Origin of the sequence: Carboxydocella sp. ULO1, from assembly GCF_002049255.1 — a bacterium.
GTDB lineage: Bacteria > Bacillota.
This window is the reverse complement of sequence record NZ_BDLQ01000132.1, coordinates 54727-71318: the sequence shown is the minus strand read 5'-3', so window position 1 is coordinate 71318 and position 16592 is coordinate 54727. Positions and strand designations below refer to the sequence as shown.

Sequence of the window (16592 nt, the reverse complement as noted above, 5' to 3'; positions counted from 1 at the left end):
CGGTGCTGCGCTTGGTCAAAAGCATGACAGGCTACGGCCGAGGGGAAGGACTGGGAGCTGGCAAAAAATTTACAGTAGAAATGAAATCGGTGAATCATAGATTCTGTGAGGTGGTTGTTCGCTATCCCAGGGGCTGGGCGGCGATCGAAGATAAAGTCAGGTCGCTGGTCCAGTCAGGAGTGGCCCGGGGCCGGATCGATGTCTTCATCAATATAGAAGATACCGGGGAAGAGGCGAAAGGGGTAAAAGTTGACAAAGGATTGGCCCTGGCGTATTATAATGCAATGAGAGAGCTGGCTGGGCTTTTGGGGCAGCCTCTGGAATTCGATTGGACCCAGATTGCCCGCTGGCCGGATGTAATCACTCTGGACCAGGAGGAAGCGGATTTGGAACAGTTCTGGCCTTATCTGGCCCAGGCTGTAAATATAGCTCTGACCAATCTGGTCAGGATGCGGGAACAGGAAGGGGCCAAGCTGGTACAGGATCTGGAAGGAAAGTTCAGTGATTGTGAACACATAACCAATCGCATCAAGGAACGGGCTCACCTGGTGGTAGAGGAATACCGTCAACGCCTGCAACAGCGGGTGCAGCAACTGCTGGGCGAAGTACCAGTTGATGAAGCCAGATTGGCTATGGAAATCGCTTTGCTGGCAGAACGGGCAGCAATTGATGAAGAGCTGGTGCGCTTATTCAGCCATTACCAGGAGGCCCGGTTGTGTTTAAAGGCCCGGGAGCCGGTAGGGCGCAAACTGGATTTTCTTGTGCAGGAAATGAACAGAGAAGCCAATACCATTGGATCCAAAGCAGGGGATTTAACTATAAGCAAACTGGTAGTTGAATTGAAAACCGAGATCGAAAAAATCAGAGAACAGGTGCAAAACCTGGAGTAAGGAGGCTGTTGGCGTGGAGATTAAACTGGTGAATATCGGTTTTGGTAACATTGTCTCTGCCAATCGGATTGTAGCGATTGTCAGTCCGGAATCAGCACCCATCAAGCGGATTATCCAGGAAGCCCGGGATCGGGGCATGCTGATTGATGCCACTTATGGCCGGCGTACCCGGGCGGTGATCATTACTGACAGTGATCATGTCGTTTTATCAGCAGTACAGCCGGAAACGGTAGCTCATCGGCTGATGGCCAAGGAGGCCCCGGCAGCCATAGCTGATCTTGAAGATGATGAGACGGAGGAACAATAGGATGACCGGACAGGGCTTATTACTGGTGATATCCGGTCCATCCGGTGCCGGAAAGGGCACCGTTTGCCGGGCCCTGATGGCACGACATCCTGAAGTAGCGTATTCGGTTTCGGCTACTACCCGTAAACCGCGGCCGGGAGAGATAGACGGGGTTCATTATTATTTTGTCACCAGGGAACGTTTCGAAGAAATGATCGCTGCCGGAGAACTGCTGGAATGGGCCATGGTTTACGAAAGCGGCAACTACTATGGAACTCCACGCCAGGCCGTGCTGGATAATCTTGCCGCCGGTAGAGATGTGATTTTGGAAATCGATGTTCAAGGAGCGTTACAGATAAGGGAGAAGTTTCCTGAAGCTATTTTTATTTTTATTCTTCCTCCGTCAATGGAAGAACTGAAAAAACGCATTACCGGCCGGGGCACGGAGTCGGCGGAAAGTATTTCGAAACGCCTGGCCTGTGCTGCGACGGAACTAAGTTATGTCAAAAAATATGACTACTGTATTGTCAATGATCTGGTGGAAAAAGCTGTAGAAAAACTGGAAGCCATTATCATAGCGGAAAAATGCCGCGTACAACGCTTGACCTTACCGACTGGAGGTGGAGAATCATGAATAAACCTTCGCTGGATATTCTGCTGAAAAAGGTGGATAGCCGCTACACCCTGGTGGTAGCTGCAGCCAAACGGGCCCGTATGCTGACCTACCCGGAGAGCTCTGCTGGCACCAAGCCTGTTTCCAGAGCACTGGAGGAAATTGCAGCCGATAGGTTACAATATGAACGAACCAAGAGTGGGATCAAGTAATGTGGCAGGGGAAAAGAATAATTGTCGGCATCACTGGCGGGATCGCAGCCTATAAGGCGGCGGACCTGGTCAGCCAATTAGTGAAAGCAGGAGCTGAAGTCAGGGTTATTATGACCCCTTCAGCTCAAAAATTTATTACACCCCTGACCTTGCAGACCCTGTCCCGGCAGCCGGTTGGGTTGGATATGTTTGCTGAGCCAAAAGCCTGGGAAGTGCAGCATATCGCCTGGGCGGACTGGGCCCAGCTGGTGATTGTGGCACCAGCTACGGCCAATACCATTGGCAAGCTGGCCCATGGCCTGGCTGATAACCTGCTGACAGCGGTGCTGATGGCAACCAGGGCCCCCATTTTGCTGGCACCGGCCATGAATGTCCACATGTGGGAAAATCCGCTGGTTCAGGCTAATCTGGAAAAGCTGCAGGCAGTTGGGGTACGAATTGTTGAACCGGAAAGTGGTCGCCTGGCCTGTGGCTATGAAGGTAAAGGCCGGATGGCAGCGGTAAATACCATCCTCGAGGCGGCAGCCTTAATTTGCTGGGACCTGGAGGGCAAAAGAGACCTGACCGGGCGCAAAGTCCTGATTACCGCCGGTGGCACCAGGGAACCGCTGGATCCCGTTCGCTTTATCGCCAATCGCAGTTCCGGCAAAATGGGTTACGCTCTGGCTACAGAGGCGGTCAGGCGGGGGGGCCAGGTAGTTCTGGTTTCGGGACCGGTGGAGCTGGCTCCTCCTCCTGGACTGGCGGAATTCATCCGGGTGGAGCGGGCAGAAGAGATGGCTGAGGCCGTATTAAGTCGAGCCCCGGAGATGGATGTAATTATCAAGGCCGCTGCAGTAGCCGATTTTCGTCCGGTCCAGGTAGCAGAGCAGAAAGTGAAAAAGGGGGACGGGGACTGGGTACTGCATTTGCAGAAAAACCCCGATATTCTGGCCATACTGGGAGCCCGGAAACGGCCGGGACAGGTGCTGGTGGGTTTTGCTGCTGAAACCCATGATTTGCTGGCCAATGGAGCGGAAAAAGCACGGCGAAAAGGGGCGGATTTTATAGTTGCAAATGATGTCAGTCGCCCGGGCAGTGGCTTTGGCAGTGATACCAATGAGGTAACTTTTATTTTTCCCGATGGCGCAACCATTTCCTGGCCTTTATTAAGTAAACAGGAAGTAGCAGCCCGGATTTTTGACCAGATAGTTCAGCTCCTGGGAGAGGAGGAATAGAGAATGGCAAAAAGGTTATTTACTTCCGAGTCAGTGACCGAAGGACATCCTGATAAAATGGCTGACCAGATTTCTGATGCCATTCTGGATAGCATTCTAGCCCGGGACCCGGACGCCAGGGTGGCCTGTGAGACCATGGTGACCACCGGGCTGGTCCTGGTGATGGGTGAAATCACTACCGAGTGCTATGTTGATATCCCAAAGATCGTTCGGGAAACCATTAAAGATATTGGCTATACCAGGGCCAAGTTTGGTTTTGATGGGGATACCTGTGCTGTTCTCACAGCTATTGATGAACAATCGCCGGACATTGCCCTGGGGGTTGATCCCGGTGGGGCCGGGGATCAGGGGATGATGTTCGGTTATGCCTGTGATGAGACTCCGGAACTGCTGCCTGCCCCCATTGCCCTCGCCCACCGGCTGGCACGGCGTTTGGCCCTGGTACGCAAGGAGCGGCTGGTACCCTATCTCAGACCGGATGGCAAGACCCAGGTAACAGTGGAATATGATAATGATGAAGTAGTTAGAATTGATACCATAGTGGTTTCAGCTCAACACAAGCCCTCCATATCCCAGGAAACCATCCGGGAGGATATTATCCAGCAGGTTATTCGTCCGGCGATTCCCCCCCATCTGCTGGCTGATACCAGGATACTAGTCAATCCTACCGGCCGCTTTGTGGTAGGTGGGCCCCAGGGGGATTGTGGCCTGACGGGAAGAAAAATTATTGTTGACACCTATGGGGGAATGGCCCGGCACGGAGGTGGAGCTTTCTCCGGCAAGGATCCGACCAAGGTGGATCGCTCCGCTGCCTATTATGCCCGCTATGTGGCCAAAAATATTGTCGCAGCAGGACTGGCCCGGCGTTGTGAGGTACAAGTAGCCTATGCTATTGGCAGAGCCGAGCCTGTGGCTATAGATATAAATACTTTTGGTACCGGGCGAGTTGCAGAAGCAGAGCTAGTTGCTGCTGTTAAAAAAGTCTTTGATTTCCGGCCTACAAAAATTATTCAGGAATTAAATTTGCGTCGGCCTATTTATAAGCAGCTGGCTGCTTATGGTCACTTTGGACGCCTGGATTTGGACTTGCCCTGGGAAAAAACAGATAAAAAAGATTTGCTGCTTTCCCTGTTTTAATGCAGGATTTTGTCACTTTATGTCGAAAAGGAAATTTGATAGATAGATAAGTGCTTGTGATAACTTGTTGGGGGCATATCCGGGGAAGGTGATAGACATGCTATGGATTTTGGCGGGGGCAGCAGGACTTATCCTGGTCATTATCGTTATCTGGTTACTGCGCTCCATGGATCAACAGTTGCAGGAAGTCAAAAATAGTTTAGATGAATGCTTGGAAAGAGTCCAGGAGGACAAAAGGCCGCGACTATCCGAGCGGTCATGAGCAAGCCAGGAAATCTCCTGGTTTTTTCTTTATCGGTCGGATATGATATAATACAACTGGAAACGAGAGTCCGGAGAGAGGGCGAAAAATGGGGAAAAATCCTGTTTATGCCGAGGTATATATAGATAGACCTGTAAAAGAACTGGACCGCCCCCTGACCTACAGGATCCCGGACCAGCTCCAGGGCCAGGTGCGTCCTGGCATGCGCGTGCAGGTTCCGCTGGGCAGACAGGGGCGGGTACAGGCTTTTGTAACAGCCATCACCGACCAGCGCCCACCGGTACAGGTACGGGACATAATAGGACTAATAGACCGGGAGCCTATTATAGATGAGGAGCTGCTGGGTTTGGCCCGCTGGCTGGCAGACTATTATGTTTGTCCGCTGGTAACAGCAATTCATACCCTGGTTCCGCCGGGTAAAAAGAACTCTGGTGGTACTCTGGTGGCCCTTACTCCCAGGGGCTGGGCCTATTTAAATCAGCAGGATGATGAGGAAGAAGAGGCTGGACTGGAAATGCTGGAGTGGCTGGCTGCCCGGGGCGGCGAGGCTGATGCTCCTTCCCTGCGGGCGATGTTCCGGAGCCAGGGACAACAGGTGCTAAAAAAGTTGCAGGCAGCCGGCCTGGTTCAGGTGGAACAATTTAAAATGGTGGGCGAGAAAGGGACCGGCAAGCTCGGTATTTATCCAGCCTTTCCGCCGGAGGAGCTGGCAGTACATTTGCTCAGTCTTTCACCCCGGGCCAGCAAAAGCCGGCAGGCCTTAACGGTCGCCTGTGCTGTACCGGGCCTGACGGTAAAGGAGCTGGCGGCCCGGGCGGAAGTAACCGAGAGCGTAATTAGAGGCTTGCTGGACAAGGGGCTCCTCTGTCAAAAAGCTATTTCACTTCAAGCAGAGCAACCAGAACGCAAGGTAGTCTGGCCCCGGTTAACTCCGGCCCAGCAGGCCGCTTTTCAGGCTATAGAAGAGAGCATAGTAAAGGGCAGAAGGAAAAAATTCCTGCTTTTCGGAGTGACAGGCAGTGGCAAAACCGAGATCTACCTGCGTGCCATTGCTAGCTGTCTTGAAAGAGGCCAGACAGCGATTTGTCTGGTCCCGGAAATTTCCCTGACCCCGCAAATTGCAGCCCGTTTTAAGGAACGATTTGGAGCAGATGTAGCTGTTTTTCACAGCCGCCTGTCTTTGCGGGAACGGCATCTGGAGTGGCAAAGAATTAAAGAAGGCAAAATTAAAGTAGTAGTCGGGGCCCGCTCTGCTATCTTCGCTCCTCTGCAAAAACTGGGGCTAATCATAATCGACGAGGAGCATGAAACCAGTTACAAACAGGATGTTACCCCCCGTTATCATGCCCGGGAGGTGGCCCAGGAACGGGCCAGACGAACAGGGGCTACCCTGGTGCTGGGCAGTGCCACTCCGGCAGTTGAGACCTTTTATCGCGCCCAGCAGGGGGAATTCACCCTCTTGACCCTGGCGGAAAGAATCGATGATCGGCCTCTGCCGCCGGTGACTGTGGTGGATATGCGACAGGAACTGGCAGAGGGCAATCGCAGCATTTTTTCCCGGGAACTGCAGGAAGCTCTCCGACACACTCTGCAGCGGGGGGAACAGGCGATTCTGTTTTTGAATCGCCGGGGCTACAGTACTTTTGTATCCTGTCGCAGTTGCGGGTATGTGCTGCGCTGTCCTGCCTGTGATGTGACTTTGACCTATCATAGTTCGGACCAGACGGTACGCTGTCACTATTGTGAACACAGAGAACCTTCCCCGGCCCTTTGTCCCCGGTGTAATTCCAGGTATATCCGTTATTTTGGGGCAGGTACCCAGCGGGTGGCAGAGGAATTTGCCCGGGAGTTTCCAGGTGTGAGCTGGCAGCGGATGGATGTGGATACTACCAGTCGTCGGGGAGCCCATGAAACTATCATTCAGAATATGCTGGAAGAAAAAATTCAGGTTCTAATCGGCACCCAGATGATTGCTAAGGGCCTGGATTTTCCTAAAGTAACTCTGGTCGGTGTGATTTCTGCCGATACTTCCCTGAATGTTCCCGATTTCCGTTCAGGGGAAAGGACTTTTCAGCTCCTGACTCAGGTGGGCGGTCGGGCTGGCCGGGATGTCCTGCCGGGGAGGGTGATTATTCAGACCTATTCGCCGGAACATTACAGCATTTTACGGGCAGTAGAACATGATTATCCGGGTTTTTACCGGGAGGAGCTGGAGCTGAGGGAAATGCTGGGCAATCCCCCTTTCAGCTACCTGGTCCGTCTACTGCTTAGCGGGCCCAGGGAAGAGGAAGTAATCAGGGGCAGTCAGCTGATCTGTGACTGGCTGCAACCGGGATTGCAAGCGGATCAGTCCCTGCTGGGGCCCGCCCCGGCGCCTCTGTCCCGCTTGCGGGGCCAGTATCGCTGGCATCTGGCCATCAAGGGCCCGGAGCTGGAGGGATTACGCAGCCTGGGCCGGGAAGTGTTACAGAAATGGAGCAAGCAACGCAGTGGGGAAGTGCGTCTGGTTCTGGATATTGAACCAGTCAGTTTGCTATAAAGTGAGGGAGATAATTAATGGCAGTATTTAAAATAGTGGAGATTGGCGATCCTGTTCTGCGTCAAGTTGCCAAACCGGTAAAAGAGATTACCCCCAATATCATCAAGCTCCTGGAAAACATGGCTGACACTATGTATGATGCGGAAGGGGTAGGGCTGGCTGCTCCCCAGATTGGCATCAGCAAACGGGTGATAGTAGTTGATGTGGGTGAGGGACTGATTGAACTGATCAATCCAGAGATTATCCATTGTGAAGGCAAGGAAGTGGCGGTGGAAGGTTGTCTTTCTGTTCCCGGCAAACAGGGGGATGTGGAGAGATGGGCTAGAGTCAAGGTCCGCGGTCTCAACCGCCAGGGGGAACTGGTGGAATATGAGGCCGAAGGCTTGCTGGCCCGCGCCTTCCAGCATGAAATAGACCATCTTGATGGTATCTTATATGTAGATAAAGCAGAAAATCTGCGCCCCAGCAAATAGGAGGGATACAGCATGCGGATTGTCTTTATGGGAACCCCTGATTTTGCTGTGCCCAGCTTGCTGGCATTGGACCAGCCCGGCTGGCAGGTGGTAGGTGTAGTAACCCAGCCGGACCGACCGCGGGGGCGGGGACAGAAAGTTTCTTTCTCCCCTGTTAAAGAAGCGGCTCTAAGCCGGGGCTGGCCGGTTTTTCAGCCCTTGAAAGTTAAAGATGAAAACTTTCTGGCAGAGCTGGAAGAATTACGGCCAGATGCCATTGTGGTAGTAGCTTATGGTCAGATATTGCCGGAAAAGATCCTGCAATTGCCGCCCCTGGGTTGTATCAATGTCCATGCTTCTTTGCTGCCTCGCTACCGGGGAGCTGCCCCTATCCAATGGGCAATCATTAATGGTGAACAGGAAACCGGTATTACAACTATGTACATGAGCAGGGAACTGGATGCCGGGGATATGATTCTGAAAGCCAAAGTGCCCATTAAGGATACGGATACCTTTGGAACTTTGCATGACCGGCTGGCCACTCTGGGGGCAGAGTTGCTGGTGCAAACCCTGACCCAAATCGAGCAGGGCCAGGCGCCCCGGGAACCCCAGGACCATAGCCGGGCCACCTATGCGCCAATGCTGAATCGGGAAACAGAGCGGATTAACTGGGGGGCTGGCGGCCAGCAGATTGTCAACCTGATCCGGGGCCTAAACCCCTGGCCGGGGGCCTATACCCTCTGGGAAGGGAATCCCCTGAAAATCTGGCAGGCCAGGTTTGAACCTGGCACACCGCTGGCTGATCCGGGAACTGTAGTGGAATTGCGCACAGAAGGACCAGTGGTGGCAGCCGGAGATGGGCACCTGGTGCTAACCCAGTTGCAGCCAGCAGGAAGCAGGGCCATGACCGGGGCAGACTTCCTGAGGGGGCGCAAACTGCAGGCTGGAACTAAACTGGAATAAAGTTGGTGGAATAACTTTGAAAGAACCACGTCAAATAGCAGTAGAAATAGTGGAACAGGTATTATGGCAACAGGCCTATTCCAACCTGACTCTGAATAAAGCCGCCAGTGCCCTGGATAGCAGGGAACGCAAGCTGGTAACTGAACTGGTTTATGGTACTGTAAAATACTATTTAGCGTTGGCCTGGCTGTTAAATCAGTTTTTAAGTAAACCCCTGGAAAAGATGCCCCACAGATTGCAGGCTATCCTGCTGGTAGGTGCTTACCAGATTGTAAAAAGTGAAAGGATTCCAGGCCCGGCAGCAGTACATACCAGTGTGGAACTTGCCAAAAAGAACAAATTTACCGGGCTTGCCGGCCTGGTTAATGGGGTATTGCGCAATCTGTTGCGCAACCAAGGTAACTGGAGCTGGCCAGATCGGAATCAGGATCTAGTGGGCTACCTCAGTGTTTTTTACAGCTATCCTCGCTGGCTGGTACAATTGTGGCTAAAGGAACTGGGGGAAGAAGACACAGAAAAACTGCTGGCTGCCGGAAATAACATCCCCCCCTTGACTTTACGGACCAATACCCTGCGCCTGACCCGGGCAGAACTGGTGGAACGCCTGCAGGCGGCGGGCACTGGAGTAAAAGAACTGTCCTGGCCATCAGAAGGGGTAGAACTGACGGACTTTGACTTGCTCACCCGTATACCGGGTTTTGCGGAGGGCTGGTGGCTGGTACAGGACCAGGCATCCATGCAGGTGGCCCATGTGGTAGCACCCCTTCCGGGTATGAAGGTACTGGATACCTGTGCTGCACCGGGAGGCAAAACCACCCATCTAGCCCAGCTGATGTCTGACCAGGGGGAAATCGTAGCCTGTGATATTCATCCCCATAAGTTGAAGCTGATTGAGGACAATTGTTTGCGTCTGGGGATAAAATCCATCCACACGGTATTGCAGGACGCTACCGCTTTGCCATCTGCCTGGCATAACCGGTTTGACCGGGTGCTGGTAGATGCCCCTTGTTCCGGACTGGGGGTAATCAGGCGCAGGCCAGAAATACGCTGGCAAAAAGCTGCGGCAGATTTAAAGAGTCTCCCGGAGCTTCAAAAACGGATTCTACAGGCCGCTGCGGCCTGTGTAGCACCAGGAGGAATCCTGGTTTATAGTACCTGTACCATCAACCGCCAGGAAAATCAGGAGGTTGCTCGCTGGTTTGGGGAAAATTTTCCCGAGTTTCAACTTTTGCCCTGGGAGGGAGCGCCTGCCGGAGAAATACAGCTCTTGCCTCACCGGGAAAATAGTGATGGCTTTTTCCTGGCCCGCTGGCGGAAGGAGGATAAATAGGAACGATGATCAATTTAAAAACCCTTTCTTTGCCTGAGCTTACCTGCTGGCTAACCGCTGAACTGGGGCAGCCCGCCTTCCGGGCCCAGCAAATTTACCAGTGGATCTGGCAAAAAGGGGTTACGGATTTTGAGGCTATGACCAATTTGAGTAAAGAAATGAGGCAACAGCTGCGGGAAAAGGCAAAAATCGAGAGTCTGCAGCTGGTTACCAGCCAGCAGGCCAGGGATGGGACCATTAAGGCCCTCTTTGCCCTGCCCGATGGGCAGGCGGTGGAAACGGTGTTGATGGTGTATAATTACGGCACCAGTGTCTGCGTTTCCAGTCAGGTGGGTTGTCGTATGGGCTGTCGCCTTTGCGCTTCCACTCTTGGCGGTCTGGTGCGCAATCTGGAGGCCTGGGAGATTTATGATCAAGTGCTGGCTATGCAAAAACTGAGCGGATCCAGAGTAGGACGGGTAGTGGTGATGGGGACTGGCGAACCTCTGGATAACTATGATGAGGTAGTAAAGTTTTTGCGTCTGGTCAGTGATCGCCAGGGTCTAAATATTGGTCAGCGTCACCTGACAGTTTCTACCAGTGGTCTGGTACCTCGCATCTATGACCTGGCCCGGGAAGGACTGGCCATTACCCTGGCCATATCCCTTCATGCGCCCAATGATCAGCTGCGCAGTTACCTTTTGCCGATCAACCGCAAATATCCCTTGCAAAAGCTGCTGGCAGCCTGTGATTTTTACACTGAGCAGACCGGGCGCCGGATTACCTATGAGTATGCCCTGATCAAAGGAGTAAATGACAGTGAAAAACTGGCGCGGCAACTGGGCAGTTTATTGCGGGGTCGCCTGGCTCATGTGAATTTAATACCCATCAATCCAGTTCCTGAATATGACTGGGAGCGGCCTGAACAGCAGGAAATTGCCCGTTTTCGTAGAATAGTCGAAACATACGGGCTGGAGGTTTCCGTCCGGCGGGAACTGGGCCAGGAAATTGATGCCGCCTGCGGTCAATTGCGCCGCAGGGTAATGGCTGAGAGGAGCGGGAAAGGATGAGCTGGTGGAGAAGGCTATGGCGGCGTAAAACAGAGTTGATGAGTGGTCAGGATGGCACCATTGTGTTTGCTTTACCGGCCCAGTGTCAGGAAATAAGTTCAGCCGCAGCTGCGGCGTTAGTAATATTATCCGGGGAGGATACTGGCATGCGCCTTGCCCTGCCCCGGCAAACGGTGTACATAGGCCGAAGAGAGGACTGCACCATTACTATTAATCATCCAACGGTATCGAGACTCCATGCCAGGATTCTGCCGACTGACAGAGGCTGGGTTCTGCAGGACCTGGACAGTGCCAATGGTACTCTGGTTAACGGGCGACCGGTAACAGAAGTACTGCTTTCCCCGGGGGACAGGATTAAGATAGGACCCTGGGAAGCAGAGTTTTATCTCTAGGGAGAGTATGTGTGAGGTGGGAAAATTGCAGTTTGCGGTAGGTACCCATGTTGGTCTGGTCAGAAAAAACAATCAGGATGCTTTTATTTTGGCTCCTGATCTCAATTTATTCGGGGTAGCTGATGGGATGGGCGGTCATGCTGCAGGGGAGATTGCCAGCCAGATGGCCGGGGAGATAATAATCCAGGAGTTGGCCCGGAATCGGGAGCAATTAATAGGCCCTGGGATACTGGGACTTTTACGCCAGGCAGTGGAGAAAGCCAACCAGGAAATTTATCACCGCGGGCGGCTGGAAAATCAAAACCTGGGCATGGGTACTACCGTGACCTGTGGTTATTTCTCCGGGGACAGTAACCTGTTAGTTATTGCTCATGTGGGTGACAGCCGGGCATACCGCTGGCGGCGAGGAGAACTGAAGTTATTAACCCATGACCATTCCCTGGTCTATCAGCTTTACCAGAATGGCGGAATCAGTTTGGAGGAAGCCTTTAAACATCCCCAGCGTAATATCCTGACTAGAGCTCTGGGGATGGATCCGGCCGTAGTGGTGGATTTAACGGAACTAACCATAGAACCTGATGACCTGTATCTTTTTTGCACCGATGGTTTAAGCGGTCAGGTTAGAGATGAGGAAATGCTGGAATTGCTGCAAACATGGCAGGAAGATAACAGTGACTTACCTACCCTGGCAAACAGGCTGATAGAGGAGGCACTTGAGCGGGGTGGCAAGGATAACATCACGCTGGTGCTGGTAAAACCGAGGTGAGGACCATGGAACTGATAGGCAGAGTAATAGCAGGCCGTTATCATGTAGAGGAGCTGTTAGGTGGCGGCGGCATGGCAGTAGTATATCGGGCTCATTGTCGCTATTTGCAGCGGGATGTTACCATTAAAATCCTGCGCCCGCAGTATTCTGATGATGCTGATTTTGTAGAACGCTTTCGGCGGGAAGCCCAGGCGGTGGCCCGTTTGTCTCACCCCAATATTGTCAATGTCTTTGATGTAGGTCAGGACGGAATTATCCACTATATCGTAATGGAATATATTGATGGCATCACCTTGAAAAGATATATCCGGGAAAAGGGCCCGCTGGCACCGGTGGAAGCGGTAGATATAGCCCGGCAGATCTGTGCGGCTTTGGTCCATGCCCATGCCAGTGGGATTGTGCATCGGGATATCAAGTCAGGTAATATCCTCATTGCCAAAGATGGAAGGGTAAAAGTCACTGATTTCGGCATCGCCCGCTCCACAACCGATGTTACTGTGACCCAAACCGGGACGATTGTAGGCTCAGTCCATTATATTTCCCCTGAACAGGCTCGAGGAGAACCGGCCTCTTTTCAGTCTGACCTTTACTCGGTGGGGGTCGTGCTGTTTGAAATGCTGGCCGGGCGGCTGCCATATGAGGGAGAATCGCCAATTGCAGTAGCCATGAAACATATGGGGGATCAGCCTCCCTCTCTATCCAAGCTGAATCCTGCCGTTAGCCCGGAGCTGGAGATGGTGGTTCGGCGGGCAATGGCCAAAGACCGGGCGCGCCGCTATGCCAGTGCGGAGGAGATGCTGGAGGACCTGAGGACAGTCCTCATAGGCCAAATTAGTGAACAGACGAAAAAACTGATGCTGGATGAAAATCCAACCATGGTTTTGCCCCGGGATGAACTGAAACAGGCTCTGGGTAAGCAGCAGGCTGCCAGGGAAAAGAAAAATAAACGTAAACTCTGGGCCTGGCTGGCTATTCTGGTTACCCTGTTAATTCTCGGGGGAGCTGGCTATTTTCTGCTTTTACCCAAAACGGTGGAAGTGCCGGATTTGACCAATTTGACAGTAGAAGAGGCAGAACAGCGCTTAAAGCCAGCTCATTTGCAACTGGAAGTGCTGGGGCGGGAATATAGTGACACCATTGCGGAGAACCGGATAATCAGTCAACGGGAAAAGCCCGGGACTGAAGTGCGGGAAGGGCAGGCTATTGGTGTAATTGTCAGTGTAGGAGTGGAAAAGGTGAATGTGCCTGATCTTTCAGGCCAGGATAAGGAAGATGCTCGTCTGGCCCTGGAAAAGGCAGGGTTAGCTCTGGGGACGATTGATTACCAGTACAGTGATGAATATGAAAAGGATACAGTTATTTCCCAGAACCCGGCTGCTGGTGAACAAGTCCCCCGCCAGACTGCAGTAAATCTGGTGGTCAGCAAGGGTAAAAAACCGGTGTTGCTGAAAATGCCCAATGTTACCGGGTTAAGCCTTACTGCTGCCAGGGCAGCCCTGGAAGCCATGGGCCTGAAAGTACCGGAGGAAAATATTACTCAGGAAGCCAGTACGGACTTTTTCCCTGGGACAGTTATCAGTCAGGAGCCTCAGCCGGGGACAGAAACGGAAAAGGGTAGCAGTGTCAAACTGAAAGTAAGCGCCGGTCCTGGACCTCAGCCTCAGCAAATTTCTATTTCGGTAAACATCCCCGGGGCAGGTGAGCCCCACCAGGTCTCCATCAAAGTAGTGGATAACAAGAGCCCGGAAGGCAGACAGGAGTTTATTGGCAGTGGCACCGGGGGTTCCACTCTGGTGGTGCCGATCAGATACTACGGTAAAGCTAAAGCTTTGATTTTCATTGATGGACAAAAATCAGAAGAACAGGAACTAACCCCATAGGAGGACGGTTATGGAGACAGGAATAGTGCTGAAAGGGATAGGCGGCTATTACTATGTCCGCGTTGGAGATACTGTCTACGAATGCCGTCTGCGGGGCAAATTCCGCAAACTGCAACAAACGGCTCTGGTAGGGGATGAGGTAAAGATAACCTCTTTAAACCGGGAACAGGGGGTAATTGAGGAAATTTTGCCCCGCCGTAACGCTCTCATCAGGCCCCCTATCGCTAATGTAGATCAGGCTTTGCTAGTTTTTGCCGCCGCCAACCCTGACCCTAACCGCTTATTGATCGACCGCTTATTAGTACAGGTCAGTGCGGAAGGAATTCATCCCCTACTGGTAATTAATAAAGGGGACTTGGATCCGGAGGGCGCACAACGGCTGACTGCTCTCTACCGGGCGGCCGGGTTTACGACATTGATTACCAGTGCTGTAACCGGGCAGGGGTTACCGGAATTAAAACAGCATCTGGCTACCCGGGTGTCAGTAATCTGCGGGCCATCTGGAGCGGGCAAATCCAGCCTGATCAATGCTCTGGCCCCCGGCCTTTCCCTGAAAACCGGGGAAGTTAGTGATAAAATCGGACGGGGGCGGCATACTACCAGGCATGTGGAGTTGCTGACCGTAGGGGAGGGCTGGCTGGCTGATACGCCTGGTTTTAGCTCTTTGAGTCTTCATAATGTTAATAGTAAAGAACTGGCCCATTTTTATCCCGATTTTTTGCCCTATATGCAATGCCGTTTCCCCGGCCGCATGCACCGGGCTGAACCTGATTGTGGAGTGCGACTGGCAGTAGAGCAGGGGCTGATCGACCAGACGCGCTACCATAATTACCTGGAATTGCTGGAAGAAGTGCTGGAACAGGAGAGGAGGTACTAGTCTTGGTTCAGATCGCCCCATCCATATTGTCAGCGAATTTTGCCAACCTCTGGGCCCACGTGGCACAGGTAGAAGCTGCTGGTGCGGAAATGCTGCATATCGATGTCATGGATGGACATTTTGTCCCTAACATTACCATTGGTCCGCTGGTGGTACAGGCCTTGCGGGATAAAAGCCGGATGACTTTCGATGTTCACCTGATGATCACCAACCCGGACCAGTTTATTGGAGAATTTGTGAAGGCCGGTGCCGATATTATTTCCGTACATGCGGAAGCCTGTACCCATTTACATCGGACCCTGCAAACCATTCGTAATCATGGTATCAAGGCAGCTGTCGCTTTGAATCCGGCTACACCTCTGACAGTGATTGAATATGTTTTACCTTATCTGGACATGGTCTTGCTGATGACTGTGAATCCGGGATTTGGCGGACAGCGTTTTATTCCGGAAATGGTGGAAAAGATTGAACGGCTTAATACCTGGCGGCGCGAAAGAAAGCTGAATTTTACCATTCAGGTTGACGGGGGCATTAACCAGGAAACTGCGCCCTTGGTGGTCAAAGCCGGAGCTGATATCCTGGTGGCCGGGTCCTATATTTTCGGTGCTGCCGACATCTCGACAGCAATCCGCAGTTTGCGGGAAAGGTGCGGGTAAAATGACAGAACCCCTACTCTTGCTTTATGATGAGATTTTTCTGAAACACGAGACCGATTCCCTGGAACATGGTAGCCGCTTGCAGGCTATTGTCGGGGAGCTGAAGGAGTACGGATTGTGGGAAAAAGTACCCCGCAGGCGGCCCCGTCAGGCCAGTCGGAGTGAGGTGTTGCTGGCTCATCCCCATGAATACCTGGAAGCATTGCAGGCATTCTGTGCCGCTGGCGGAGGCGTCTGGGCAGAAGATACTGTTGTTGACCGGGATACTTATGATGTTGCTCTGCGGGCAGTGGGTGCGGTGCTGGACGGGATCGATGCAGTCATGAAGGGTGTCTATCACCGTGCGCTGGCTCTGGTGCGGCCGCCGGGACACCATGCTGCCGCTTTGCGGGGAGGGGGCTTTTGTGTCCTTAACAACCTGGCCATAGGGGCCAACTATGCCCGGCAGGAGTATGGGCTAAACCGTATTGCCATTTTAGACTGGGATGCTCATCATGGCAATGGTTTACAGTCGTTTTTTTACTCTGATTCGGAAGTGCTATACATTTCTTTGCACCAGGATGGCTTATATCCCTATACTGGCTGGGCAACAGAAACAGGCGACGAACGGGGGAAAGGCTTTAACATCAATATTCCTCTGCCGAAAGATACAGGGGATACGGGCTACTACTATGCCATGCATAAAATTATTTTGCCGGTGTTAGAGCAATTCCAGCCTCAGCTTCTGCTGGTGGCGGCAGGATATGATGCCCATTTTGCTGACCCCCTTTCCAGTCTGGCCTTGACCAGTGAAGGATTTGGACAGCTGGCGAAAATGATCAAGCCCTGGCCTCTGGTGGCTGCGCTGGAGGGAGGTTATGATCCGGCTACAGTTGGCCACGCTGTGGCTGCTACAGTGGCCGTCTGGGGGGAGCTACCGGTGGCTGTCACCGACCCGGCGGCTCCTCCTTATGCTCCCGTGCGGCCTACCCAGCGTTTGCGCATCGATGATGCCTGGCAGATCCAGAAAAAATACTGGCGACTTTAAAAAGCCAGGGCTTTCCTCCATTCCCTTGACAATCTTTTGTTGTA

18 protein-coding genes are annotated in these 16592 nt (G+C 52.7%); all 18 read left to right on the top strand.

The annotated features are described in order from the left end of the window. The first annotated feature begins 11 nt into the window (after window positions 1-11). Window positions 12-890: a YicC/YloC family endoribonuclease gene (locus ULO1_RS13805; protein ID WP_078664833.1), complete on the top strand. Its 879-nt coding sequence runs from the start codon at window positions 12-14 to the stop codon at window positions 888-890. A gap of 13 nt (window positions 891-903) precedes the next feature. After that, on the top strand, window positions 904-1197 hold the full coding sequence (gene remA, locus ULO1_RS13800; protein ID WP_078664832.1) for an extracellular matrix/biofilm regulator RemA: 294 nt from the start codon (window positions 904-906) through the stop codon (window positions 1195-1197). 1 nt (window position 1198) lies between these two features. Beyond that, window positions 1199-1810, top strand: a complete 612-nt coding sequence (gene gmk, locus ULO1_RS13795) for a guanylate kinase (protein WP_107753309.1) — start codon at window positions 1199-1201, stop codon at window positions 1808-1810. Next, a complete protein-coding gene (gene rpoZ, locus ULO1_RS13790) occupies window positions 1807-2001 on the top strand; it encodes a DNA-directed RNA polymerase subunit omega (protein WP_200806975.1) in 195 nt (64 codons plus the stop codon). The genes gmk and rpoZ overlap by 4 nt, the downstream gene beginning before the upstream one ends. Then, window positions 2001-3218, top strand: a complete 1218-nt coding sequence (gene coaBC, locus ULO1_RS13785) for a bifunctional phosphopantothenoylcysteine decarboxylase/phosphopantothenate--cysteine ligase CoaBC (RefSeq protein WP_078664830.1) — start codon at window positions 2001-2003, stop codon at window positions 3216-3218. Before rpoZ ends, coaBC begins: the two co-directional genes overlap by 1 nt. A gap of 3 nt (window positions 3219-3221) precedes the next feature. Next, complete coding sequence (gene metK / locus ULO1_RS13780; protein WP_078664829.1) at window positions 3222-4355, top strand: methionine adenosyltransferase; 1134 nt, start codon at window positions 3222-3224, stop codon at window positions 4353-4355. 97 nt (window positions 4356-4452) lie between these two features. Beyond that, a complete protein-coding gene (locus tag ULO1_RS14855; protein WP_159071848.1) occupies window positions 4453-4617 on the top strand; it encodes a hypothetical protein in 165 nt (54 codons plus the stop codon). Between the two features lie 88 nt (window positions 4618-4705). Continuing rightward, window positions 4706-7156, top strand: a complete 2451-nt coding sequence (priA, locus tag ULO1_RS13775) for a primosomal protein N' (RefSeq protein ID WP_079933765.1) — start codon at window positions 4706-4708, stop codon at window positions 7154-7156. A 17-nt stretch (window positions 7157-7173) separates the two neighbouring features. Next, a complete protein-coding gene (def, locus tag ULO1_RS13770) occupies window positions 7174-7629 on the top strand; it encodes a peptide deformylase (RefSeq protein WP_078664827.1) in 456 nt (151 codons plus the stop codon). A 12-nt stretch (window positions 7630-7641) separates the two neighbouring features. Next, window positions 7642-8571 (top strand): methionyl-tRNA formyltransferase, encoded by a 930-nt coding sequence (gene fmt, locus ULO1_RS13765; RefSeq protein WP_079906623.1) that lies wholly within the window; start codon window positions 7642-7644, stop codon window positions 8569-8571. A gap of 16 nt (window positions 8572-8587) precedes the next feature. Further along, a complete protein-coding gene (gene rsmB, locus ULO1_RS13760; protein ID WP_159446560.1) occupies window positions 8588-9901 on the top strand; it encodes a 16S rRNA (cytosine(967)-C(5))-methyltransferase RsmB in 1314 nt (437 codons plus the stop codon). After that, window positions 9898-10950: a 23S rRNA (adenine(2503)-C(2))-methyltransferase RlmN gene (gene rlmN, locus ULO1_RS13755; protein ID WP_375804188.1), complete on the top strand. Its 1053-nt coding sequence runs from the start codon at window positions 9898-9900 to the stop codon at window positions 10948-10950. The genes rsmB and rlmN overlap by 4 nt, the downstream gene beginning before the upstream one ends. After that, window positions 10947-11342, top strand: a complete 396-nt coding sequence (locus tag ULO1_RS13750; RefSeq protein ID WP_079906626.1) for an FHA domain-containing protein — start codon at window positions 10947-10949, stop codon at window positions 11340-11342. Before rlmN ends, ULO1_RS13750 begins: the two co-directional genes overlap by 4 nt. A gap of 25 nt (window positions 11343-11367) precedes the next feature. Then, a complete protein-coding gene (locus tag ULO1_RS13745; protein ID WP_159446912.1) occupies window positions 11368-12108 on the top strand; it encodes a Stp1/IreP family PP2C-type Ser/Thr phosphatase in 741 nt (246 codons plus the stop codon). Window positions 12109-12113: 5 nt separating this feature from the next. Continuing rightward, complete coding sequence (gene pknB, locus ULO1_RS13740; protein ID WP_078664821.1) at window positions 12114-13988, top strand: Stk1 family PASTA domain-containing Ser/Thr kinase; 1875 nt, start codon at window positions 12114-12116, stop codon at window positions 13986-13988. A gap of 10 nt (window positions 13989-13998) precedes the next feature. Continuing rightward, the gene (gene rsgA, locus ULO1_RS13735; protein WP_079933764.1) at window positions 13999-14865 is read left to right on the top strand and encodes a ribosome small subunit-dependent GTPase A; all 867 of its coding nucleotides are present in this window, start codon (window positions 13999-14001) and stop codon (window positions 14863-14865) included. 2 nt (window positions 14866-14867) lie between these two features. Further along, on the top strand, window positions 14868-15521 hold the full coding sequence (rpe, locus tag ULO1_RS13730; protein ID WP_078664819.1) for a ribulose-phosphate 3-epimerase: 654 nt from the start codon (window positions 14868-14870) through the stop codon (window positions 15519-15521). A 1-nt stretch (window position 15522) separates the two neighbouring features. Continuing rightward, window positions 15523-16548, top strand: a complete 1026-nt coding sequence (locus tag ULO1_RS13725; protein WP_079906627.1) for a histone deacetylase — start codon at window positions 15523-15525, stop codon at window positions 16546-16548. Window positions 16549-16592 lie beyond the last annotated feature (44 nt).